The 16,503-nt window shown below is 71.4% G+C and carries 14 protein-coding genes and 1 tRNA gene; 8 read left to right on the top strand and 7 right to left on the bottom strand.

Annotation, left to right across the window (positions count from 1 at the left end; genetic code table 11):
- Positions 1-299 precede the first annotated feature (299 nt).
- Both VLJ82_RS02995 and VLJ82_RS02990 read left to right on the top strand, forming a co-directional pair.
- The gene (locus VLJ82_RS02995; protein WP_408661833.1) at positions 300-1,238 is read left to right on the top strand and encodes a 4-(cytidine 5'-diphospho)-2-C-methyl-D-erythritol kinase; all 939 of its coding nucleotides are present in this window, start codon (positions 300-302) and stop codon (positions 1,236-1,238) included.
- An 11-nt stretch (positions 1,239-1,249) separates the two neighbouring features.
- Entirely contained in the window at positions 1,250-3,046 is a 1,797-nt protein-coding gene (locus VLJ82_RS02990; RefSeq protein WP_408661832.1) for an ABC-F family ATP-binding cassette domain-containing protein, read from the top strand.
- 33 nt (positions 3,047-3,079) lie between these two features.
- On the opposite strand, the gene VLJ82_RS02985 is transcribed toward VLJ82_RS02990, so the two are convergent.
- Positions 3,080-3,718 (bottom strand): TetR family transcriptional regulator, encoded by a 639-nt coding sequence (locus tag VLJ82_RS02985; protein WP_408661831.1) that lies wholly within the window; start codon positions 3,716-3,718, stop codon positions 3,080-3,082.
- 71 nt (positions 3,719-3,789) lie between these two features.
- On the opposite strand from VLJ82_RS02985, the gene kynU reads away from it, so the two are divergent.
- Entirely contained in the window at positions 3,790-5,085 is a 1,296-nt protein-coding gene (gene kynU, locus VLJ82_RS02980; protein ID WP_408661830.1) for a kynureninase, read from the top strand.
- Positions 5,086-5,141: 56 nt separating this feature from the next.
- On the opposite strand, the gene VLJ82_RS02975 is transcribed toward kynU, so the two are convergent.
- Complete coding sequence (locus VLJ82_RS02975; protein WP_408661874.1) at positions 5,142-6,131, bottom strand: acyl-CoA desaturase; 990 nt, start codon at positions 6,129-6,131, stop codon at positions 5,142-5,144.
- A 221-nt stretch (positions 6,132-6,352) separates the two neighbouring features.
- Between VLJ82_RS02975 and VLJ82_RS02970 the strand changes: the two genes are divergently transcribed.
- From VLJ82_RS02970 to VLJ82_RS02960, 3 genes are all read left to right on the top strand, one after another.
- Positions 6,353-6,425, top strand: a tRNA-Gln gene (locus VLJ82_RS02970).
- Positions 6,426-6,498: 73 nt separating this feature from the next.
- Complete coding sequence (glmU, locus tag VLJ82_RS02965; RefSeq protein WP_408661829.1) at positions 6,499-8,043, top strand: bifunctional UDP-N-acetylglucosamine diphosphorylase/glucosamine-1-phosphate N-acetyltransferase GlmU; 1,545 nt, start codon at positions 6,499-6,501, stop codon at positions 8,041-8,043.
- Positions 8,040-9,020 carry a ribose-phosphate diphosphokinase gene (locus VLJ82_RS02960; protein WP_408661828.1) on the top strand — a complete coding sequence of 327 codons (981 nt, stop codon included), beginning with the start codon at positions 8,040-8,042 and terminating at the stop codon, positions 9,018-9,020. Before glmU ends, VLJ82_RS02960 begins: the two co-directional genes overlap by 4 nt.
- 35 nt (positions 9,021-9,055) lie before the next feature.
- Here the strand turns inward: VLJ82_RS02960 and rsmA are convergent, their stop codons facing one another.
- Positions 9,056-9,946, bottom strand: a complete 891-nt coding sequence (rsmA, locus tag VLJ82_RS02955; protein ID WP_408661873.1) for a 16S rRNA (adenine(1518)-N(6)/adenine(1519)-N(6))-dimethyltransferase RsmA — start codon at positions 9,944-9,946, stop codon at positions 9,056-9,058.
- An 88-nt stretch (positions 9,947-10,034) separates the two neighbouring features.
- Here rsmA and VLJ82_RS02950 point away from each other — a divergent pair, with 88 nt between their 5' ends.
- Both VLJ82_RS02950 and VLJ82_RS02945 read left to right on the top strand, forming a co-directional pair.
- Entirely contained in the window at positions 10,035-10,631 is a 597-nt protein-coding gene (locus tag VLJ82_RS02950; RefSeq protein WP_408661827.1) for an ArsR family transcriptional regulator, read from the top strand.
- A complete protein-coding gene (locus tag VLJ82_RS02945; protein WP_408661826.1) occupies positions 10,628-11,107 on the top strand; it encodes a hypothetical protein in 480 nt (159 codons plus the stop codon). Before VLJ82_RS02950 ends, VLJ82_RS02945 begins: the two co-directional genes overlap by 4 nt.
- 105 nt (positions 11,108-11,212) lie before the next feature.
- On the opposite strand, the gene VLJ82_RS02940 is transcribed toward VLJ82_RS02945, so the two are convergent.
- From VLJ82_RS02940 to metG, 4 genes are all read right to left on the bottom strand, one after another.
- A complete protein-coding gene (locus tag VLJ82_RS02940; RefSeq protein WP_408661825.1) occupies positions 11,213-12,355 on the bottom strand; it encodes a ubiquitin-like domain-containing protein in 1,143 nt (380 codons plus the stop codon).
- A 140-nt stretch (positions 12,356-12,495) separates the two neighbouring features.
- A complete protein-coding gene (locus VLJ82_RS02935) occupies positions 12,496-13,635 on the bottom strand; it encodes a transglycosylase family protein (RefSeq protein WP_408661824.1) in 1,140 nt (379 codons plus the stop codon).
- 123 nt (positions 13,636-13,758) lie between these two features.
- Positions 13,759-14,631: a TatD family hydrolase gene (locus tag VLJ82_RS02930; protein WP_408661823.1), complete on the bottom strand. Its 873-nt coding sequence runs from the start codon at positions 14,629-14,631 to the stop codon at positions 13,759-13,761.
- Positions 14,628-16,436 carry a methionine--tRNA ligase gene (metG, locus tag VLJ82_RS02925; RefSeq protein WP_408661822.1) on the bottom strand — a complete coding sequence of 603 codons (1,809 nt, stop codon included), beginning with the start codon at positions 16,434-16,436 and terminating at the stop codon, positions 14,628-14,630. Before metG ends, VLJ82_RS02930 begins: the two co-directional genes overlap by 4 nt.
- Between the last annotated feature and the right edge of the window lie 67 nt (positions 16,437-16,503).

Raw genomic sequence — 16,503 nt, 5'->3', positions numbered from 1 at the left:
TCGGTAACGGGCTTCTCGATCGCGGTGTTGCCCGATCGCGCGGTGAGTCCCCGGCTCGTGGACAGTTCCACGGCCGCGACAGTCAGCAACGCAGCGCCGGCAAGCACCGCGTCGATAACGGAAATCCCCTCACACCAGCCTGCCGGACGTGCTGACCGGCTGCTGCGCGGGCTCCCCTCGCCGAGGCAACCCTGCAAGCTTACAAGGGCACCGCGGCGGCGGCGAAATCGGGGACGGTGCCGGGTGCGCGGCGCTGGCTGCGCGCCGCCCGTGCGAGCGCGCGCACTAGCATCGCTGCCGTGTCCCAGACTGCCGGCCGGGTGATCGTCCGGGTCCCCGCCAAGATCAACCTCCAGCTGGCGGTGGGGCCGCTGCGTCCGGACGGCTTCCACGAGCTCGCCACGGTGTTCTGCGCCCTGGACCTGTGCGACGTCCTGACCGCCTCCCCCGCCGGTTCCCTGACCCTGGACGTCCAGGGCCCGGAGGGTGCCGGACTGGCCGCCGACCGGAACAACCTCGCCTGGCGGGCGGCCGAGCTGCTGGCCGGGCACGCCGGCGTTCCGGCCCGGGTGGGCTTGCACATCGAGAAGAACATCCCGGTCGCGGCGGGCCTGGCCGGCGGTTCGGCCGACGCCGCCGCCGCGCTGCTGGCCTGCGACCGGCTGTGGGGACTGCACCTGCCGGCTCCCGAGTTGGCGGCACTGGCGGCCCGGTTGGGCAGCGACGTGGCCTTCGCGCTGCTCGGCGGCACGGCGGTCGGCGCCGGCCGCGGCGAGCGGTTGCGCCCGATCGAGGGTGCGGCGAGCTTCTCCTGGGTGCTGGCGGCGGCCGACGGCGGCCTGGCCACGCCGGCCGTCTACGCCGAGCTGGACCGGCAGCGCGGCCTGGGGGACGACGCGCCCGCGCCGGTGGTCGCCGACCCGGCCGCCACACTGGCGGCCAGCGGGGTGGCCGAAGCGGTCACCAGCGGGGATCCGGAGCTGCTGGCCGGCCGGCTCGGCAACGACCTGCAGCCGGCCGCGCTGGCGCTCGCCCCGTACCTCGCCGACACCCTGGCGGCCGGCCAGAAGTGCGGCGCGCTGGCCGGCCTGGTCTCCGGCTCCGGGCCCACCTGCGCGTTCCTGGCCCGCGACGGCGAGCACGCCCGGACGCTGGCCCGCGCGCTGGCCGGTACCGGCAGCTGCCGGCAGGCGTTCGCGGTGACCGGCGGCACCGCCCGCCCGACGGTGCTGGGCTGACGCCGGTTCCCATGGCTATTCCGGTCAATCTCGTCAACCTGGAGAACGTCTCCAAGAGCTACGGCACCACCTCGGTGCTGGAGTCGGTGTCGCTCGGCATCGCCGCCGCCGACCGGATCGGGGTGGTCGGGCGCAACGGCGGCGGCAAGTCCACGCTGCTGCGCATGATCACCGGCGCCGAGCCGCCGGACTCCGGCCGGGCCACCGGCACCGGCGGCCTGCGGATCGCCACCGTCGACCAGTCCGACGCCGCAGCCGGCGGGCGAGCGGCCGGGGCTACCGTCCGGGACCTGGTGCTGGGCGACGTGGCCGAGCACGTCTGGGCCGGCGATGCCGCCGTCCGGGCGGTGCTGACCGGGCTGGGACTGGCGGCCCTCGGCCTGGACAGCCCGGTGGACCGGCTGTCCGGCGGCGAGCGGCGCCGGGTGTCGCTGGCCGCCGCGCTGGTCACCGACGCCGACCTGCTGGTGCTGGACGAGCCCACCAACCACCTCGACATCGAAGGGGTCAGCTGGCTCGCCGAGCACCTCAACGCCCGGCGCGGCGCGCTGCTGGCCGTCACCCACGACCGGTGGTTCCTGGACGCGGTGTGCACCCGCACCTGGGAGGTGATCGACGGGTCGGTGCGCAGCTTCGACGGCGGCTACGCCGCCTACGTGCTGGCCCGGGCCGAGCGGGCCCGGCAGGCCGGCGCCAGCGAGGCCCGCCGGCAGAACCTGCTGCGCAAGGAGCTGGCCTGGCTGCGCCGGGGCGCGCCGGCCCGCACCTCCAAGCCGAAGTTCCGGATCGAGGCCGCCGAGGCGCTGATCGCCGACGTCCCGCCGGTACGCAGCGGCGTGGAGCTGCGGGCGCTGTCGGCCCGGCGGCTGGGCCGCAGCGTCTACGACGTGGAGGACGTGACACTGTCGGTCGGCAGCGGCGAAAACGCCCGGACGCTGCTCTCCGACGCCAGCTGGCATGTCGGCCCGGGTGACCGGATCGGGGTGATCGGGGTCAACGGCTCCGGCAAGACCCACCTGCTGCGGCTGCTGGCGGGCGACCTGACCCCGGACGCCGGCACGGTGCGGATCGGCCAGACCGTCCGGGCCGGCTACCTGTCCCAGGACGTCACCGAGCTGCCGGCTGACCTGCGGGTGATCGAGGCGGTGACCGAGGTGCGCGGCACCGCGGTGCTCGACGGGGTGGAGCTGTCGGCTGGCCAGCTGGCCGAGCGGTTCGGCTTCGCCAACTCCCGCCAGTGGACGCCGGTCAGCGACCTGTCCGGCGGTGAGCGGCGCCGGCTGCAGCTGCTGCGGCTGCTGCTCGGCCAGCCGAACGTGCTGCTGCTGGACGAGCCGACCAACGACCTGGACACCGACACCCTGGCGGAGCTGGAGAACCTGCTCGACTCCTGGGCCGGCACCCTGGTGGTGGTCAGCCACGACCGGTACCTCATCGAGCGGGTCTGCGACTCCACCGTGGCGCTGCTCGGCGACGGTTCGATCGCGGCGCTGCCGGGCGGTATCGAGGAGTACCTGCGCCGGCGCGCCGACCAGCGGCAGGCCGCCGAGGCTGGCAACCCGCTAGCCGCCGGCAAGCCCGCCCGGCCCACCCGCAAGGCGGACCCGCGGGCGACCCGCAAGGAGCTGGCCCGGCTGGAGCGCGAGATCGCCAAGGCCGAACGCCGGGAGGCCGAGCTGCACCAGGCGCTGGCCGAGCACGCCACCGACTACGCCCGGATCACCGAGCTGGACGGCGAGCTGCGCGACGTGCTGGGCGCCAAGGAGGCCGCCGAGCACCGCTGGCTGGAGCTGTCGGAGGAGCTGTGAATCGTAAGGAGCCGTAAAGAGGACTGAGCCGGCTCAGGTGTCCAACGACAGCCTGGGCTTGGCCTCCAGGCCGCGCAGGCCGTTCCAGCCGAGGTTCACCAGGTGCGCGGCCACCTCCTCGCGGCGGGGCTTGCGCACCTCCAGCCACCACTGGCCGGTCAGGGCCACCATGCCGACCAGCATCTGGGCGTACATGCCGGCCAGCTTCGGATTGAGCTTCCGGGCGCTGAACTCGCGCACCAGGATGTACTCCACCTGGCTGGCGATGTCGTTGAGCAGCGAGGAGAAGGTGCCGGTGCTGGTGGCCACCGGCGAGTCCCGGACCAGGATCCGGAAACCGTCGGTCTGCTCCTCGATGTAGGTCAGCAGCGCCAGCGCCGCCTGCTCGACCAGGGCCCGCGGGTTGCTGCCGGTGAGCGCGGAGGTGATCGCGTCGGTCAGGTTGCGCATCTCGCGGTCCACCACCACCGCGTACAGCCCTTCCTTGCCGCCGAAGTGCTCGTACACCACCGGCTTGCTGACCCCGGCCCGGGTGGCGATCTCCTCGGTGGAGGTGGCCTCGAAGCCCCTCTCGGCGAACAGTGCCCGGCCGACGTCCAGCAGTTGCTCGCGCCGCTCCTTGCCGGTCATCCGAACCCGGGGCCTGCTCTGGCGGTCGGTCACCGTGCCCATTCTTCCAGTGCGGCACGCCGGCGGCGCATCAGCGGTTTCGCCGGGCGGGGAGCAGTTGGGATCATGGGCAGATGACCGACTCGCCGACCGCCACCACCCCGGACGCAGCCGAGCCGCCGGATCTGGAGGACCCGTTGCTGGCCGCGGCCCGGCAGGCCGACGCCGACGACGAGCTGGCCGGGCTGCGGGAGAGGTTCGAGCTGCCGGACGACATCGTCTACCTGGACGGCAACTCCCTCGGCCCGTTGCCGAAGGCGGTGCTGCCCGCGGTGACCGACCTGGTACGCCGGCAGTGGGGCCAGGACCTGATCACCTCCTGGAACGTCCACGACTGGTGGGGCCTGCCGCGCCGGGTCGGCGACCAGCTGGCCGGCCTGATCGGCGCGGCGCCGGGCCAGGTGGTGTGCGGCGACTCCACCTCGGTGCAGCTGTTCCAGGCGATGGTGGCGGCCTGCCGGCTGCGGCCGGGCCGGTCGATGCTGCTCACCGACGGGGCGAACTTTCCCAGCGACCAGTACCTGGCCGACTCGGTGGGCCGGCTGCTCGGGCTGCAGGTGATCCGGCTGCACCCGTCGGAGCTGGCGGCGTTCCTGGCCGAGCACGGCGCGCAGGTGGCGGCGGTCTCCTTCTCGCTGGTCGACTACCGCACCGGCGAGCTGTTCGACGCCGCGGAGCTGACCCGGACCGCGCATGCCTGCGGCGCGGTCATGGTCTGGGACCTCTGCCACGCCATCGGCGCGCTGCCGGTCGCGCTGGACGAGGTGCAGGCGGACCTGGCGGTCGGCTGCAGCTACAAGTACCTCAACGGCGGCCCGGGCTCGCCGGCGTTCATCTACATCGCGCACCGCCACCAGCGCCAGGTCGAGCTGCCGCTGACCGGCTGGAACGGCCACCGCGAGCCGTTCGGCCTGAACTCGAGCTATGTGCCGGCCGAGTCCATCGAGCAGGCCCGGATCGGCACCCCGACGCTGCTGTCGATGGTGGCGCTGCAGGCTGCCCTGAGCGCCTTCGACGGGGTGAGCATCGCCCGGCTGCGGGCCAAGTCGCTGGCCCTGACCCAGCAGGTGATCGACTTCGCCGACCAGCGGCTGGCCCGCTTCGGGGTCGAGGTGGTGACCCCGCGGCAGCCCGGACTGCGCGGCTCGCAGGTGTCGCTGCGGATGCCGGAGGCCTACTCGGTCTGCCAGGCGCTCATCGAGCGCGGCGTGATCGGCGACTTCCGGGCGCCCGACCTGCTGCGGCTGGGCTTCCCGCCGATGTACCTCAGCTTCACCGAGGTGCACCGGGGGATGCAGGTGCTGGCCGAGATCCTGGCCGACGGCAGCTACCGCGAGCCCCGGTTCGCCCGCCGGGCGGCGGTCACCTGAGCGCGGCCGCGCGCCAGGAGCCGGTGACCGTCGGGCAGGACCGGTGACGGACAACCTCAGGCCGCCGCCTGCTCGGCTGCCTTGCGGGCGGCCAGCTTGTCGAAGCGGTCCCGCTTCGGCCACCGGACGTCGGTGGCCCAGCCCAGCTTCTCCAGCAGCCAGATGACCCGGGCGGAGATGTCGACCTGGCCGCGGTCCACGCCGTGCCGGGCGCAGGTCGGATCGGCGTGGTGGCTGTTGTGCCAGGACTCGCCGAAGCTCAGGATCGCCAGCGGCCAGAAGTTGGCCGACTTGTCCCGGGAGGCGTAGGGCCGCTCGCCGATCAGGTGGCACACCGAGTTGATCGACCAGGTGATGTGGTGCAGCAGTGCGACTCGCACCAGCGAGGCCCAGAAGAACGCGGTCAGCGCACCGGTCAGCGACCAGCTGAGCAGGCCGCCCAGCACCGCCGGGGCCAGCAGGGTGAAGACCACCCAGCGCGGGAACTGCCGGTCGATCCGCACCAGGTCCTCATCGGCCAGCAGGTCCGGGGCGTACTTGTCCTGGTTGGTGTGCTCGGGGTCGAACAGCCAGCCCAGGTGGGCGTACCAGAAGCCCTTCATCAGACCTGCGAAGGAGCTGCCGAACCGCCACGGCGAGTGCGGGTCGCCCTCCCGGTCGGAGAAGGCGTGGTGGCGGCGGTGGTCGGCGACCCAGCGGATCACCGGGCCCTCGATGGCCAGCGAGCCGGCCACCGCCAGGGCGATCTTGAGGCCGCGGTTCGCCTTGAAGGCGCCGTGGGTGAAGTAGCGGTGGTAGCCCACCGTGATCCCGAGGCCGGAGACCGCGTAGAAGGCGAGCGCGATCAGGACGTCGGTCCAGCCGATCCCCCAGCCCCAGGCCAGCGGCACCGCCGCCAGCAGGGCCAGGAACGGCAGCAGCACCACCACGTACAGCGCGACCTGTTCGCCGGAGGCCTTGCGGCCGGCCAGCATCGGCTTGGCACCGGGCTGGCCGTCGGTCGGGGCGGCAACGGATCGATCGGTACCGGGCGTGTCGTCGAGCATCGTCATAAGCAGGCTCCCTGGGAGTCGCACAGATGTGCTGAGCGCCGGCGCGGCGGTTTCGACGCGGCAAACTCGTGTCTGGTCAGCAGGCCCATGGTCCGGGCCTCCTAGTTACGCAAGCGTAACCTACGCTACCGTAGGTTTGTCGACACCGACAGCCGAGATCCGTGGCGAGTAAGCTGTGGCGGTCGGATGGCCGCTCGCGGAGCGGGTGGCCACGGTGGGAGATGGGGTAATCGGCAGCCCGCCGGCCTTTGGAGCCGTGCAGTCTGGGTTCGAATCCCAGTCTCCCAGCACTGAACCAGCGTCCTGGCCGTACCGGCCGTTGCGGTCCGGGCCGGCCCCGGCGGTCGGATAGGCTCCGCTCGTGACCGCCATCGACACCGCGATCGCGCGCCCACCGCTCACCGTCGTCGTGCTGGCCGCCGGTGAGGGCACCCGGATGAAGTCGCCGGCCCTGCCCAAGGTGCTGCACTCCTTCGCCGGCCGCTCGCTGCTCGGCCACGCGCTGGCCGCGACCGCCGGGCTGGGCGCCGAGCGCACCGCCGTGGTGATCGGGCACCGCCGCGACCAGGTCGCCGCCCACCTGGCCGAGATCGCCCCGGACGCGGTGCCGGTGGTGCAGGAGCAGCAGAACGGCACCGGGCACGCGGTCCGGATCGCGCTGCGGCAGCTGGCCGCCGACCGTCCGGTCACCGGCACCGTGCTGGTGCTGCCCGGCGACGCCCCGCTGCTGTCGCCGGACACCCTGGCCGGGCTGCTGGCGGCACACACCGGCAGCGGGGCGGCCGCCACCCTGCTGACCAGCGAGCTGGCCGATCCGAGCGGCTACGGACGGGTGCTGCGGTCCGGCGACCCGCTCCGGCCGGACGCGGTGCTGCGGGTCGTCGAGCACAAAGACGCCGGCCCGGACGAGCTCGCGGTGCGGGAGGTGTCGGCCGGGGTGTACGCCTTCGACGCCGAGCCGCTGGCCGATGCCGTCGGCCGGCTCAGCACCGACAACGCCCAGGGCGAGGAGTACCTGCCCGAGGTGGTCGGCATCTTCGGCGCCGAGGGCCGCGACGTGCGGGCCCGCACCGCGCCCGGCACCGAGACCGCCGGCGTCAACGACCGGCTGCAGCTGGCCCAGGCGCACCGGGCGTACAACCAGCGGCTGCTGGAGCAGCACATGCGGGCCGGCGTCCGGGTGATCGACCCGGCGACCTGCTGGGTGGACGCCCAGGTGGTGCTGGAGGCCGACGTCACGCTGGCCCCGAACGTCCAGCTGCACGGGCGTACCGAGATCGCCGGCGGCGCCACGATCGGCCCGGACAGCACCCTGACCGACACCGTGGTGGGGCCGGGCAGCTCGCTGAACCGCACGGTGGCCAACCAGGCCCGGATCGGGGCCGGCGTCACCATCGGGCCGTTCGCCTACCTGCGGCCCGGCACCGAGCTCGCCGACCGGGTGCACATCGGCACCTACGTCGAGGTGAAGGCCTCCGACATCGGCACCGGGAGCAAGGTGCCGCACCTGAGCTATGTCGGCGACGCCAGCATCGGCGAGCACACCAACATCGGCGCCGCCACGGTGTTCGTCAACTATGACGGGGTGCACAAGCACCGATCCCGGGTGGGCGACCACGCCCGCACTGGTGCCGACAACATGTTCGTCGCCCCGGTCACGGTCGGCGACGGCGCCTACACCGCGGCGGGATCGGTGATCACCTCCGACGTGCCGCCCGGTGCCCTGGGGGTGGGTCGGACTCCGCAGCGCAACGTGGCAGGCTGGGTAGTGCGGCGCCGGGCCGGCACCAGCTCCGCGGCTGCGGCCGAGGCGGCAGTCGCGGCCGGCCCAGCCGGCGAACCGGGGGGCAGTGCGGAGCCCGGCCGGGACTCCTCGAGCAGCACGAGTGGGGGCAGCAAGGCATGAACAACCTGCAGGTGGAGAACCGCAAGAGCATGACGCTGTTCTCCGGCCGCGCCTTTCCGGAGCTCGCCGAGGAGATCGCCGGGCACATCGGCATCCGGGTCACCCCGATGACCGCCCGGGACTTCGCCAACGGTGAGATCTTCGTCCGGCCGGAGGAGTCGGTGCGCGGCTCGGACGCGTTCGTCATCCAGTCGCACACCACGCCGATCAACCACTGGGTGATGGAGACCCTGATCCTGGTCGACGCCCTCAAGCGCGCGTCGGCCAAGCGGATCACCGTGGTGGCGCCGTTCTACCCGTACTCGCGGCAGGACAAGAAGCACCGCGGCCGCGAGCCGATCTCGGCCCGGCTGATCGCCGACCTGCTCAAGACCGCGGGTGCCGACCGGATCATGTCGATCGACCTGCACACCGCGCAGATCCAGGGCTTCTTCGACGGCCCGGTGGACCACCTGTTCGCGCTGCCGCTGCTGGCCGGCTACGTGGCCGAGACCTACGCCGAGGAGCAGCTGACCGTGGTGTCCCCGGACACCGGACGGGTGCGGGCCGCCGAGCAGTGGGCCGACCGGCTCGGCGGGGTGCCGATCGCGTTCATCCACAAGACCCGGGACCCCAACGTCGCCAACGCCGTGGTGGCCAACCGGGTGGTCGGGGACGTGGTGGGCCGGCTGTGCATCCTGGCCGACGACATGATCGACACCGGCAGCAGCGTGGTGAAGGCCGCCGACCTGCTGTACGAGGCCGGCGCGGCTGACGTCATCATCGCCGCCACCCACGGCATCTTCTCCGAACCGGCCGCCGACCGGTTGAAGAACAGCAAGGTCCGCGAGGTGATCATCACCAACACGTTGCCGCTGCGTCCGGAGCAGCGTTTCGACAAGCTGACCGTCATCTCGATCGCACCGATGATCGCCCGGGCCATCAAGGAAGTCTTCTCCGACGGCTCGGTGACCAGCCTGTTCGACGGCCGCAGCTAGGAGTTTCCTCCGCCCGGGCTTGGGCTTCTCCGGCTTCAGCTTTCGGCGGCTCCGGCGTCGGCGGCCTTGGCTTCAGCTGCCTTGGCTTCGGCGATCCGGGCGAAGGCGGTCACGTCGAGGGTCTCGCCACGCGCGGTGGGATCCACGCCGGCCCGGACCAGTACTGCCTCGGCCGCCGCGCCGGAACCCGCCCAGCCGGCCAGTGCCGAGCGCAGCATCTTGCGGCGCTGGGCGAAGGCGGCGTCGATCACCGCGAACACCTGGTCCCGGCTCGCACTGCCCGGCGGCTGCTCGGCCCGGGAGAACCGGACCAGGCCGGACTCGACGTTGGGCACCGGCCAGAACACCGAGCGCGGCACCAGGCCGACCCGGACGGCCGGTCCGTACCAGGCGAGCTTGGCGCTCGGCACGCCGTACACCTTCGACCCCGGCGCGGCCACCAGCCGGTCGGCGACCTCCAGCTGGACCAGCACCAGCCCGTGCCGGATGGTCGGGAAGGCGGCCAGCAGGTGCAGCAGCACCGGCACCGCGACGTTGTAGGGCAGGTTGGCGACCAGGGCGGTGGGCTGCGGGTCGTCCAGCGCGGTGACGGTCAGCGCGTCTGCGGTCAGCACCCGCAGGTTGCCGGCCAACTCCGGGGCCAGCGCCTGCACGGTGGCCGGCAGCTCGGTGGCCAGTCGCGGGTCGATCTCCACGGCGGTCAGCTCGGCGCCGGCGGCCAGCAGTTGCAAGCTGAGCGAGCCGAGGCCGGGCCCGACCTCCAGTACCGCCTCCCCCGGCGTGACCTCGGCGGCCCGCACGATACGGCGGATGGTGTTCGGGTCGTGGACGAAGTTCTGGCCGAGCGCCTTGGTGGGACGGATCCCCAGACGCCCGGCCAGCTCCCGGATCTCCGCCGGCCCGAGCAAGCTACTCACGTCCCGCAGTATGCCCAATGCTCCAGGAGGACTGGTTCGGCGTCGTCAGCAGGCGGAGAACTAGTACTTTCATAACAGTTAATATAGATTAACAGTTATGAAAGTGGATGCGCCTCCGCTGTTACCGCTACTGCGTTCGCAGGTGCAGGGAGAGATGCTGGCCCTGCTCTACCTCCATCCGGATACCAGTTACAGCCTCACGGAGATCGCGCGCAAGTTGGGAAAGAGCGTTCCCGGCGTACGCAACGAAGTAGAGCGCCTGGTCAGGGCAGGATATTTGCGTGACAGACGCGTCGGCAATGTGCGACAGGTATCTGCTGCCACGGACACACCGGTCTACCGGCCCCTTACTGACCTGCTTCTGGTGACGTTCGGTCCCAAGCCGGTGCTTGTTGACCTGCTTGCCCCGCTTGCCGGTGTCGACGAGGCCTATATCTACGGTTCGTGGGCTGCCCGGTACACCGGGGAAAGCGGCCCCATCCCCAATGACATCGATGTATTGGTGGTCGGGGATGCCGACCGTGATGAACTCGACGACATGGCCCACCACGCGCAGCAGAATCTCGATCGGCCGGTGAACATCACACGGATACGCCGGACCGCATGGAACTCGGCCGAGCCTCAGCCGTTCGTGCAAGCCGTCCGATCGGGACCGCTCGTTTCGCTACTCGACGATCGGCGGAGTGCGGAATGACCATTTCGCGATGGGCCCAAGGCCGCGAGACCATCGACCAACTGTTGGCCCAGCGCAGGTTGCAGCGGGTGCCACCGAATCGGGACCATGCCGACTGGCTCATCAATACCGCTCGACGGCATCTGGTCTCTGCCGCGACTACTGTCGACGACGATCCCGAGGGTTGTGCCGCGCTGCTTTATGACGGTGCCCGAAAGGCACTCGCAGCCGTGCTGGCCAATCAAGGCCTTCGAGCGACGTCAGACGGTGGCCACCTGGCAGTCTATGAGTCGGTCACGGCACAGCTCGACCCTCCGCTCGGCAAGATCCTTCGCCCGTTCGACCGCCTGCGGCGACAGCGCAACCAGGTCGAGTACCCGTCGCTCGGCAAGCCGGCGCCGGAGCTCGATCCGCTCGACTTGAGCCAGGACATCGCTATAGCAAGGGAAATCGTCGACACCTGCGCTCGGGTACTCGACCAGATGCCGGTGTACTAGCCAGCACCGATCGTCTGACCTCAGGCTGCGGCACTCCGGAACCGCGATGCCCGGGTGCGGTGGGCACCCGGGCATCGGATCGAACAGGAAATGAAACGCGGCGGATCAGTACCAGTTGGTGGCCTGCGAGTGCGCCCAGGCACTGCACGGGGTGCCGTACACGCTGGCGATGTAGCCCAGCCCCCAGCTGATCTGGGTGCGCGCGCTGGTCTGCCAGTCGGCGCCGGCCGAGGCCATCTTGCTGCCCGGAAGCGCCTGCGGGATGCCGTACGCGCCGGACGGGTTGGCGGCGTTGGTGCGCCAGCCGCTCTCCTTGTTCCACAGGCTCACCAGGCAGGAGAACTGGTCGCCGCCCCAGCCGCGGGCCGCCACCATGTCGGCCGCGATCTGCTGGGCGGTGCCGGCCGGCACCGGGCCGGACTGCTGGGTGCCGACCGCGGTCCGCTGGGGAACCGGCGACTGGACCACCCGGTTGTCATAGACCACCCGGCCGGCCAGCTTGCCGTCGACGAAACGCAGCTGGTAGGTCACCTGGCGCACGCCGTCGCGTCCGGCGGAGAGCACCGCGCTGCTGCCGGCCGCGCGGTTCGGGTCGTCCTGCCGGACGACGTCGAAGGGCACGCCCTGGCGCACCACGGAGTACTTGTAGGTCACCCGCTGGATGGTGACGACCTGCCGGTCGCGGACCGCGCTGGTCAGCTTGGCCGAGACCACGTCGTGCGCGCCCAGCTTCAGGTGGGCCTGCTCCAGCGCCTCCTTGAGGGTCGGCCCGAAGGTCAGCACCCGCAGCGTCTTGCCGTCCGCCCGGAAGGTGACCTGCTTCGGCGAGGTGACCGACAGGCTCGTGACGCTGCCGTCCAGCCGCTTGGAGCGCGAGACCGACACCAGGTTCTGGGTGCCGTAGCCGAGCTGGTTGAGGGCCTCGTCGACCGAGTCGGCGTTCACCCAGACGTCGCGCGCCGCGCCGTTGACCAGCAGGTGCAGCAGGTGGCCCCGGCGCACCACCACGGAGTCGCCGTCAGCCACCGCCGCGCTCTCGTCCGGCGCGACCAGGTCGTGCTCGCCGACCGCGATGTGGGCAGCCTGCAGCACCCCGTGGACGTCCGCGGCGTCGGTGTGCACCTGGCGGACCTGACCGTCGACCCGCAGGTTGACGGTCTTGCCGGTGGCGGTCACCCAGCTGGCGGTGCCGCCGAGCAGGCCGGCCAGCACCAGGCCGTACAGGCCGAGCTTGAGATTGCGATGCAAAACAGGAACTCCTATGTGGTTTCTGCCGGCGGCGCGCAGCGCACTTTACAGCGCACCGCGGCGCTGCGCTCCCCGTTCGGGTCACACAGCCCAGCGCTCACCGGAATGGACAGCTGGTGGAAAGAACCGCCCGGCACGAGCTACAGGCGTTGCCCGCAGACCGGCCAGGGGCTGGCACCCCGGGCGTTGTACAGCCTGGTCGCGATGGCGATCTGCTGCTCCCGGGTGGCGAGGTCGGCACGCGGGGCGTAGGCACCGCCGCCGTTGGACAGCCAGGTTCCGTAGTCGAACTGCAGACCGCCGTAGAAGCCGTTGCCGGTGTTGATGTGCCAGTTGCCGCCGGACTCGCAGGCGGCGACCGCGTCCCAGTTCAGCCCGTTGCTGGACGGCACCGGCACCGGCGCCGAGCTGGGAGCCGGAGCCGTGGTGATCACCGGCTTCTGCTGGGTGCCGACCCGGGTGACCTGGTCCACCGGCGCCGACACCACGGAGCTTGCCACCAGCACCCGGCTGGCCAGCTTGCCGTCGAGGTAGGTCAGCCGGTAGCGGAGCTGCTTGACGCCCGCCCGGCCGGTGGAGACGAGGTTGCTCTCACCGACGTAGCTGCCGGCGTCCTGCTGGGTGATCCGCTTGAAGTCCACCGGCACCGACACCACCGAGGAGGCGTAGCGCACCCGCTGGATGCGGATCACCTGGTTCTCGTGCACCAGGCTGGCCCGGGGTGCGGAGAGCCGGTCCGCGGCGTTCAGCCGCACCTTGGCGTTCTCGAGGGCCTCGGCGACCGTCCGGACCGCGGTGGTCGTCACCGTCCGGCGGTCGACCTGGATCACCACCTGCTTCGGGGTGTCCAACGCCAGCGAGGCAGCCGCGCCGCGGGCCAGGGTGTCCAGCCGCATCGAGCGGGACACCGACACCACGGCGTCGGAGTTGTAGCCGAGCTGGGCCAGCGCCTCGTCGACGGAGGCGGCGTTCACCCACACGTCGGAGGCCTTGCCGTTCACCGTCAGGTGCAGCAGGTGGCCGCGCCGGACCACGATGGTGCCGCCGTTGCCGATCGAGGACTTCAGATCGGGAGCGACCAGGTCGTGACTGTCAACAGAGACACCAGCCGCGGACAGCACGCCGGAGACGTTCTTCGCGGTGGTGGAGATGTGCTGGATGTGCCCGTCGATCCTCAAGTCGACGGTCTTGCTGGCGGGCGCGATGGCCCAGGTGGCAGTGCCACCGAGAACCCCCGCCACGACCAGTCCGTACAGGCCGTACTTCACGCTGCGACGCAAGAAAACCCCTTGATCGTGTGCGGCCACTGTCGGCCTGTCGCGTTCTGCTCGGTCACAGCACCGTAACGGCCGAATCGTAGTACGGCCAAACCCTAGGTTGCTTTTCCTTCGCCAAATCGGGCGTTACCATCCGAAAAGCTGTTTGCCGCTGGCGGTTATTGTGGCGCAGATCACTGCTTCGTCTATATTTTTCAGCGCGGATAAACTGCGCACAACGTGCGGAATAAGGTATGGAGAGTTCGGCCGGCCTCGGTAGGGATGCGGGGTCAGGAACGGCGCGTCAGTCTCGACCAGCAGCTGGTCCAGCGGGGTCACCGCGGCGGCCTCGCGCAGCGCCGGCGCGTTGCCGAAGGTGACGACCCCGGAGAAGGACAGCAGGTAGCCGGCAGCCACGCACTCCCGGGCCATCCCCGCGTCGCCGGAGAAGGCGTGGAAGACCACGCCGGCCGGCGGGGCGCCCTCCTCGCGCAGGATGCGCAGCACGTCGGCGTGCGCCTCCCGGTCGTGGATCACCAGCGGCTTGCCGACCTCCTTGGCCAGCTCGATGTGCCGGCGGAAGTGCCGCTGCTGGTCGGCGGGCTCGGTGCGGTCCCAGTAGTAGTCCAGGCCGGTCTCGCCCACCGCCACCACCCGGGGATGGCGCAGCAGCTCGGCCAGCTCCCGGTAGTGCGCCTCGGTGAGCCCCGCCACCTCGGTCGGGTGCACCGCGAGGGCGGCGTAGACGTCCGGGTGCGCGGTGGACTCCAGCGCCGAGGCCCACTCGCCGACCTCGCAGCCGACGTTGACCACCCGGACCACGCCGACCGCCGCGGCGTCGGCCAGCACCGCCGCGGTGTGCTCCCGCCCGGCCGGCTCGCCGCGCCGGGAGCGGCCGGCCCGCGCCGACATGGCGTCGAGGTGGCAGTGCGAGTCGAACACCTCACCGGCCAGCGGCGCCGGCGGGGGCGGCGGCTGGTTCCGGTCCGCCCGGGTGCCGCCGGACGAGCCCGCCGTCATGACTCGGCGAGCCGGGCCAGCTCCTCGTCCACCACCGAGGGGTCGAGCTTGGTGATGATCGGGGTGGGTGCGGCCAGCGGCCGGCCGGTCTCGATGGGCTGCGAGGCCCACCGCGCCTGGGTCTGGTAGTCGCCGGTCAGCACCGAGTAGGACGGCGAGCCGGCCGCGGTCGGCTCGTCGACCTCGACCAGGTCGGGCATCGCGGCCCAGGTGCCGGTGCCGCCGAGCGCCTGGTGCACCTGCTGCGAGGTGGACGGCAGGAACGGCGTGAACAGCGTCTTGAGGTCGTCGACCACCTGCAGGGTGGTGTGCAGCACCGAGGCCATCCGGTCCGGGTCGGAGTTCTTCAGCTTCCACGGCGCGGTGTCGGACAGGTACTTGTTCGCCTCGCCGACCACCCGCATCACCTCGCCCAGCGCGGCCTTCTGCCGGTTCCTGCCGATCAGCTCCCCGACGGTGTCGAAGGCGGCCGCCGAGGCGGCCAGCAGCGTCCGGTCGACGTCGGCCGGCTGCCCCGCGGCCGGGATCGAGCCGAGGTTCTTGGCGGTCATCGAGATGGTCCGGTTGACCAGGTTGCCCCAGCCGGCGACCAGCTCGTCGTTGTTGCGCCGGACGAACTCCGCCCAGGTGAAGTCGGTGTCCTGGTTCTCCGGGCCCGCGCTGGTCAGGTAGTAGCGCAGCGCGTCGGCGGAGTAGCGGGAGAGCATGTCGCCGACGTAGATCACCACGTTGCGCGAGGAGGAGAACTTCCTGCCCTCCATGGTGAGGAACTCCGAGGACACCACGTCGAACGGCCGCTTCAGCGCCCCCAGCTCACCGGGGGTGCCGCCCTTCGCGCCGATGCCGGAGTAGCCGAACAGCATCGCCGGCCAGATCTCGGCGTGGAAGACGATGTTGTCCTTGCCCATGAAGTAGTACTGCCGGGCGTCCGCGCCGTCCTGCCACCAGGGCCGCCAGGCGTCCGGGTCGCCGGACCGCGCCGCCCACTCGATCGAGGCCGACAGGTAGCCGATCACCGCGTCGAACCAGACGTAGATCCGCTTGTCGTCGCGGTCGCGCCAGCCCTCCAGCGGCACCGGGACGCCCCAGTCCAGGTCGCGGGTGATGGCCCGCGGCTTGAGGTCGTCCAGCAGGTTCAGCGCGAACTTCTGCACGTTCGGCCGCCAGTGCGACTGCCCGCGCAGCCAGTCCGACAGGACGTCGGCGAAGGCCGGCAGGTCCAGGAAGAACTGCTCGGTGTCGACGAACTTCGGCGTCTCGCCGTTGATCTTGGACCTCGGGTCGATCAGGTCCGCCGGATCCAGCTGGTTGCCGCAGTTGTCGCACTGGTCGCCGCGCGCGTTGGGGTAGCCGCAGATCGGGCAGGTGCCCTCGATGTAGCGGTCCGGCAGCGTCCGGCCGGTGGACGGGCTGATCGCGCCCAGCTCGGTGCGCGCGAAGATGTAGCCGTTGTCGAGCAGGCCGCGGAACAGCGCCTGGGTCACCCGGTAGTGGTTGGTCGTGGTGGTGCGGGTGAACAGGTCGTAGGACAGCCCCAGCTGCTGCAGGTCCTTGGCGATCACCAGGCTGTTGCGGTCGGCCAGCTCCCGCGGCGAGACGCCCTCCCGCTCGGCCTGCACCTGGATGGGGGTGCCGTGCTCGTCGGTGCCCGAGACCATCAGCACGTTGTTGCCGGCCATCCGGTGGTAGCGGCTGAAGACGTCGGACGGGACGCCGAAGCCGGCGACGTGCCCGATGTGGCGCGGGCCGTTGGCGTACGGCCAGGCCACCGCGGTCAGGATGTTGGTCGGCGCTGCGCTCGTCATGCAGTTCTCGCTCCGCTTCTCGCTTGCGCTGCTGGCTGTTTCTCGGGGCTGTTCTCAGGGCTGTTGG

Source organism: Jatrophihabitans sp. (assembly GCF_035474675.1).
Taxonomy (GTDB): Bacteria; Actinomycetota; Actinomycetes; order Mycobacteriales; family Jatrophihabitantaceae; genus Jatrophihabitans_A.
Note: the sequence above shows the minus strand (reverse complement) of the source record. Positions and strands in the feature narration are given on the sequence as shown.

Bases quoted from the DNA above. Each gene is read 5' to 3' on its own strand.
- VLJ82_RS02990 (WP_408661832.1), top strand. From the start codon at position 1,250: ATGGCTATTCCGGTCAATCTCGTCAACCTGGAGAACGTCTCCAAGAGC.
- VLJ82_RS02985 (WP_408661831.1), bottom strand. From the start codon at position 3,718: ATGGGCACGGTGACCGACCGCCAGAGCAGGCCCCGGGTTCGGATGACC.
- kynU (WP_408661830.1), top strand. From the start codon at position 3,790: ATGACCGACTCGCCGACCGCCACCACCCCGGACGCAGCCGAGCCGCCG.
- VLJ82_RS02975 (WP_408661874.1), bottom strand. From the start codon at position 6,131: ATGCTCGACGACACGCCCGGTACCGATCGATCCGTTGCCGCCCCGACC.
- VLJ82_RS02960 (WP_408661828.1), top strand. From the start codon at position 8,040: ATGAACAACCTGCAGGTGGAGAACCGCAAGAGCATGACGCTGTTCTCC.
- VLJ82_RS02950 (WP_408661827.1), top strand. From the start codon at position 10,035: ATGAAAGTGGATGCGCCTCCGCTGTTACCGCTACTGCGTTCGCAGGTG.
- VLJ82_RS02945 (WP_408661826.1), top strand. From the start codon at position 10,628: ATGACCATTTCGCGATGGGCCCAAGGCCGCGAGACCATCGACCAACTG.
- VLJ82_RS02930 (WP_408661823.1), bottom strand. From the start codon at position 14,631: ATGACGGCGGGCTCGTCCGGCGGCACCCGGGCGGACCGGAACCAGCCG.
- metG (WP_408661822.1), bottom strand. From the start codon at position 16,436: ATGACGAGCGCAGCGCCGACCAACATCCTGACCGCGGTGGCCTGGCCG.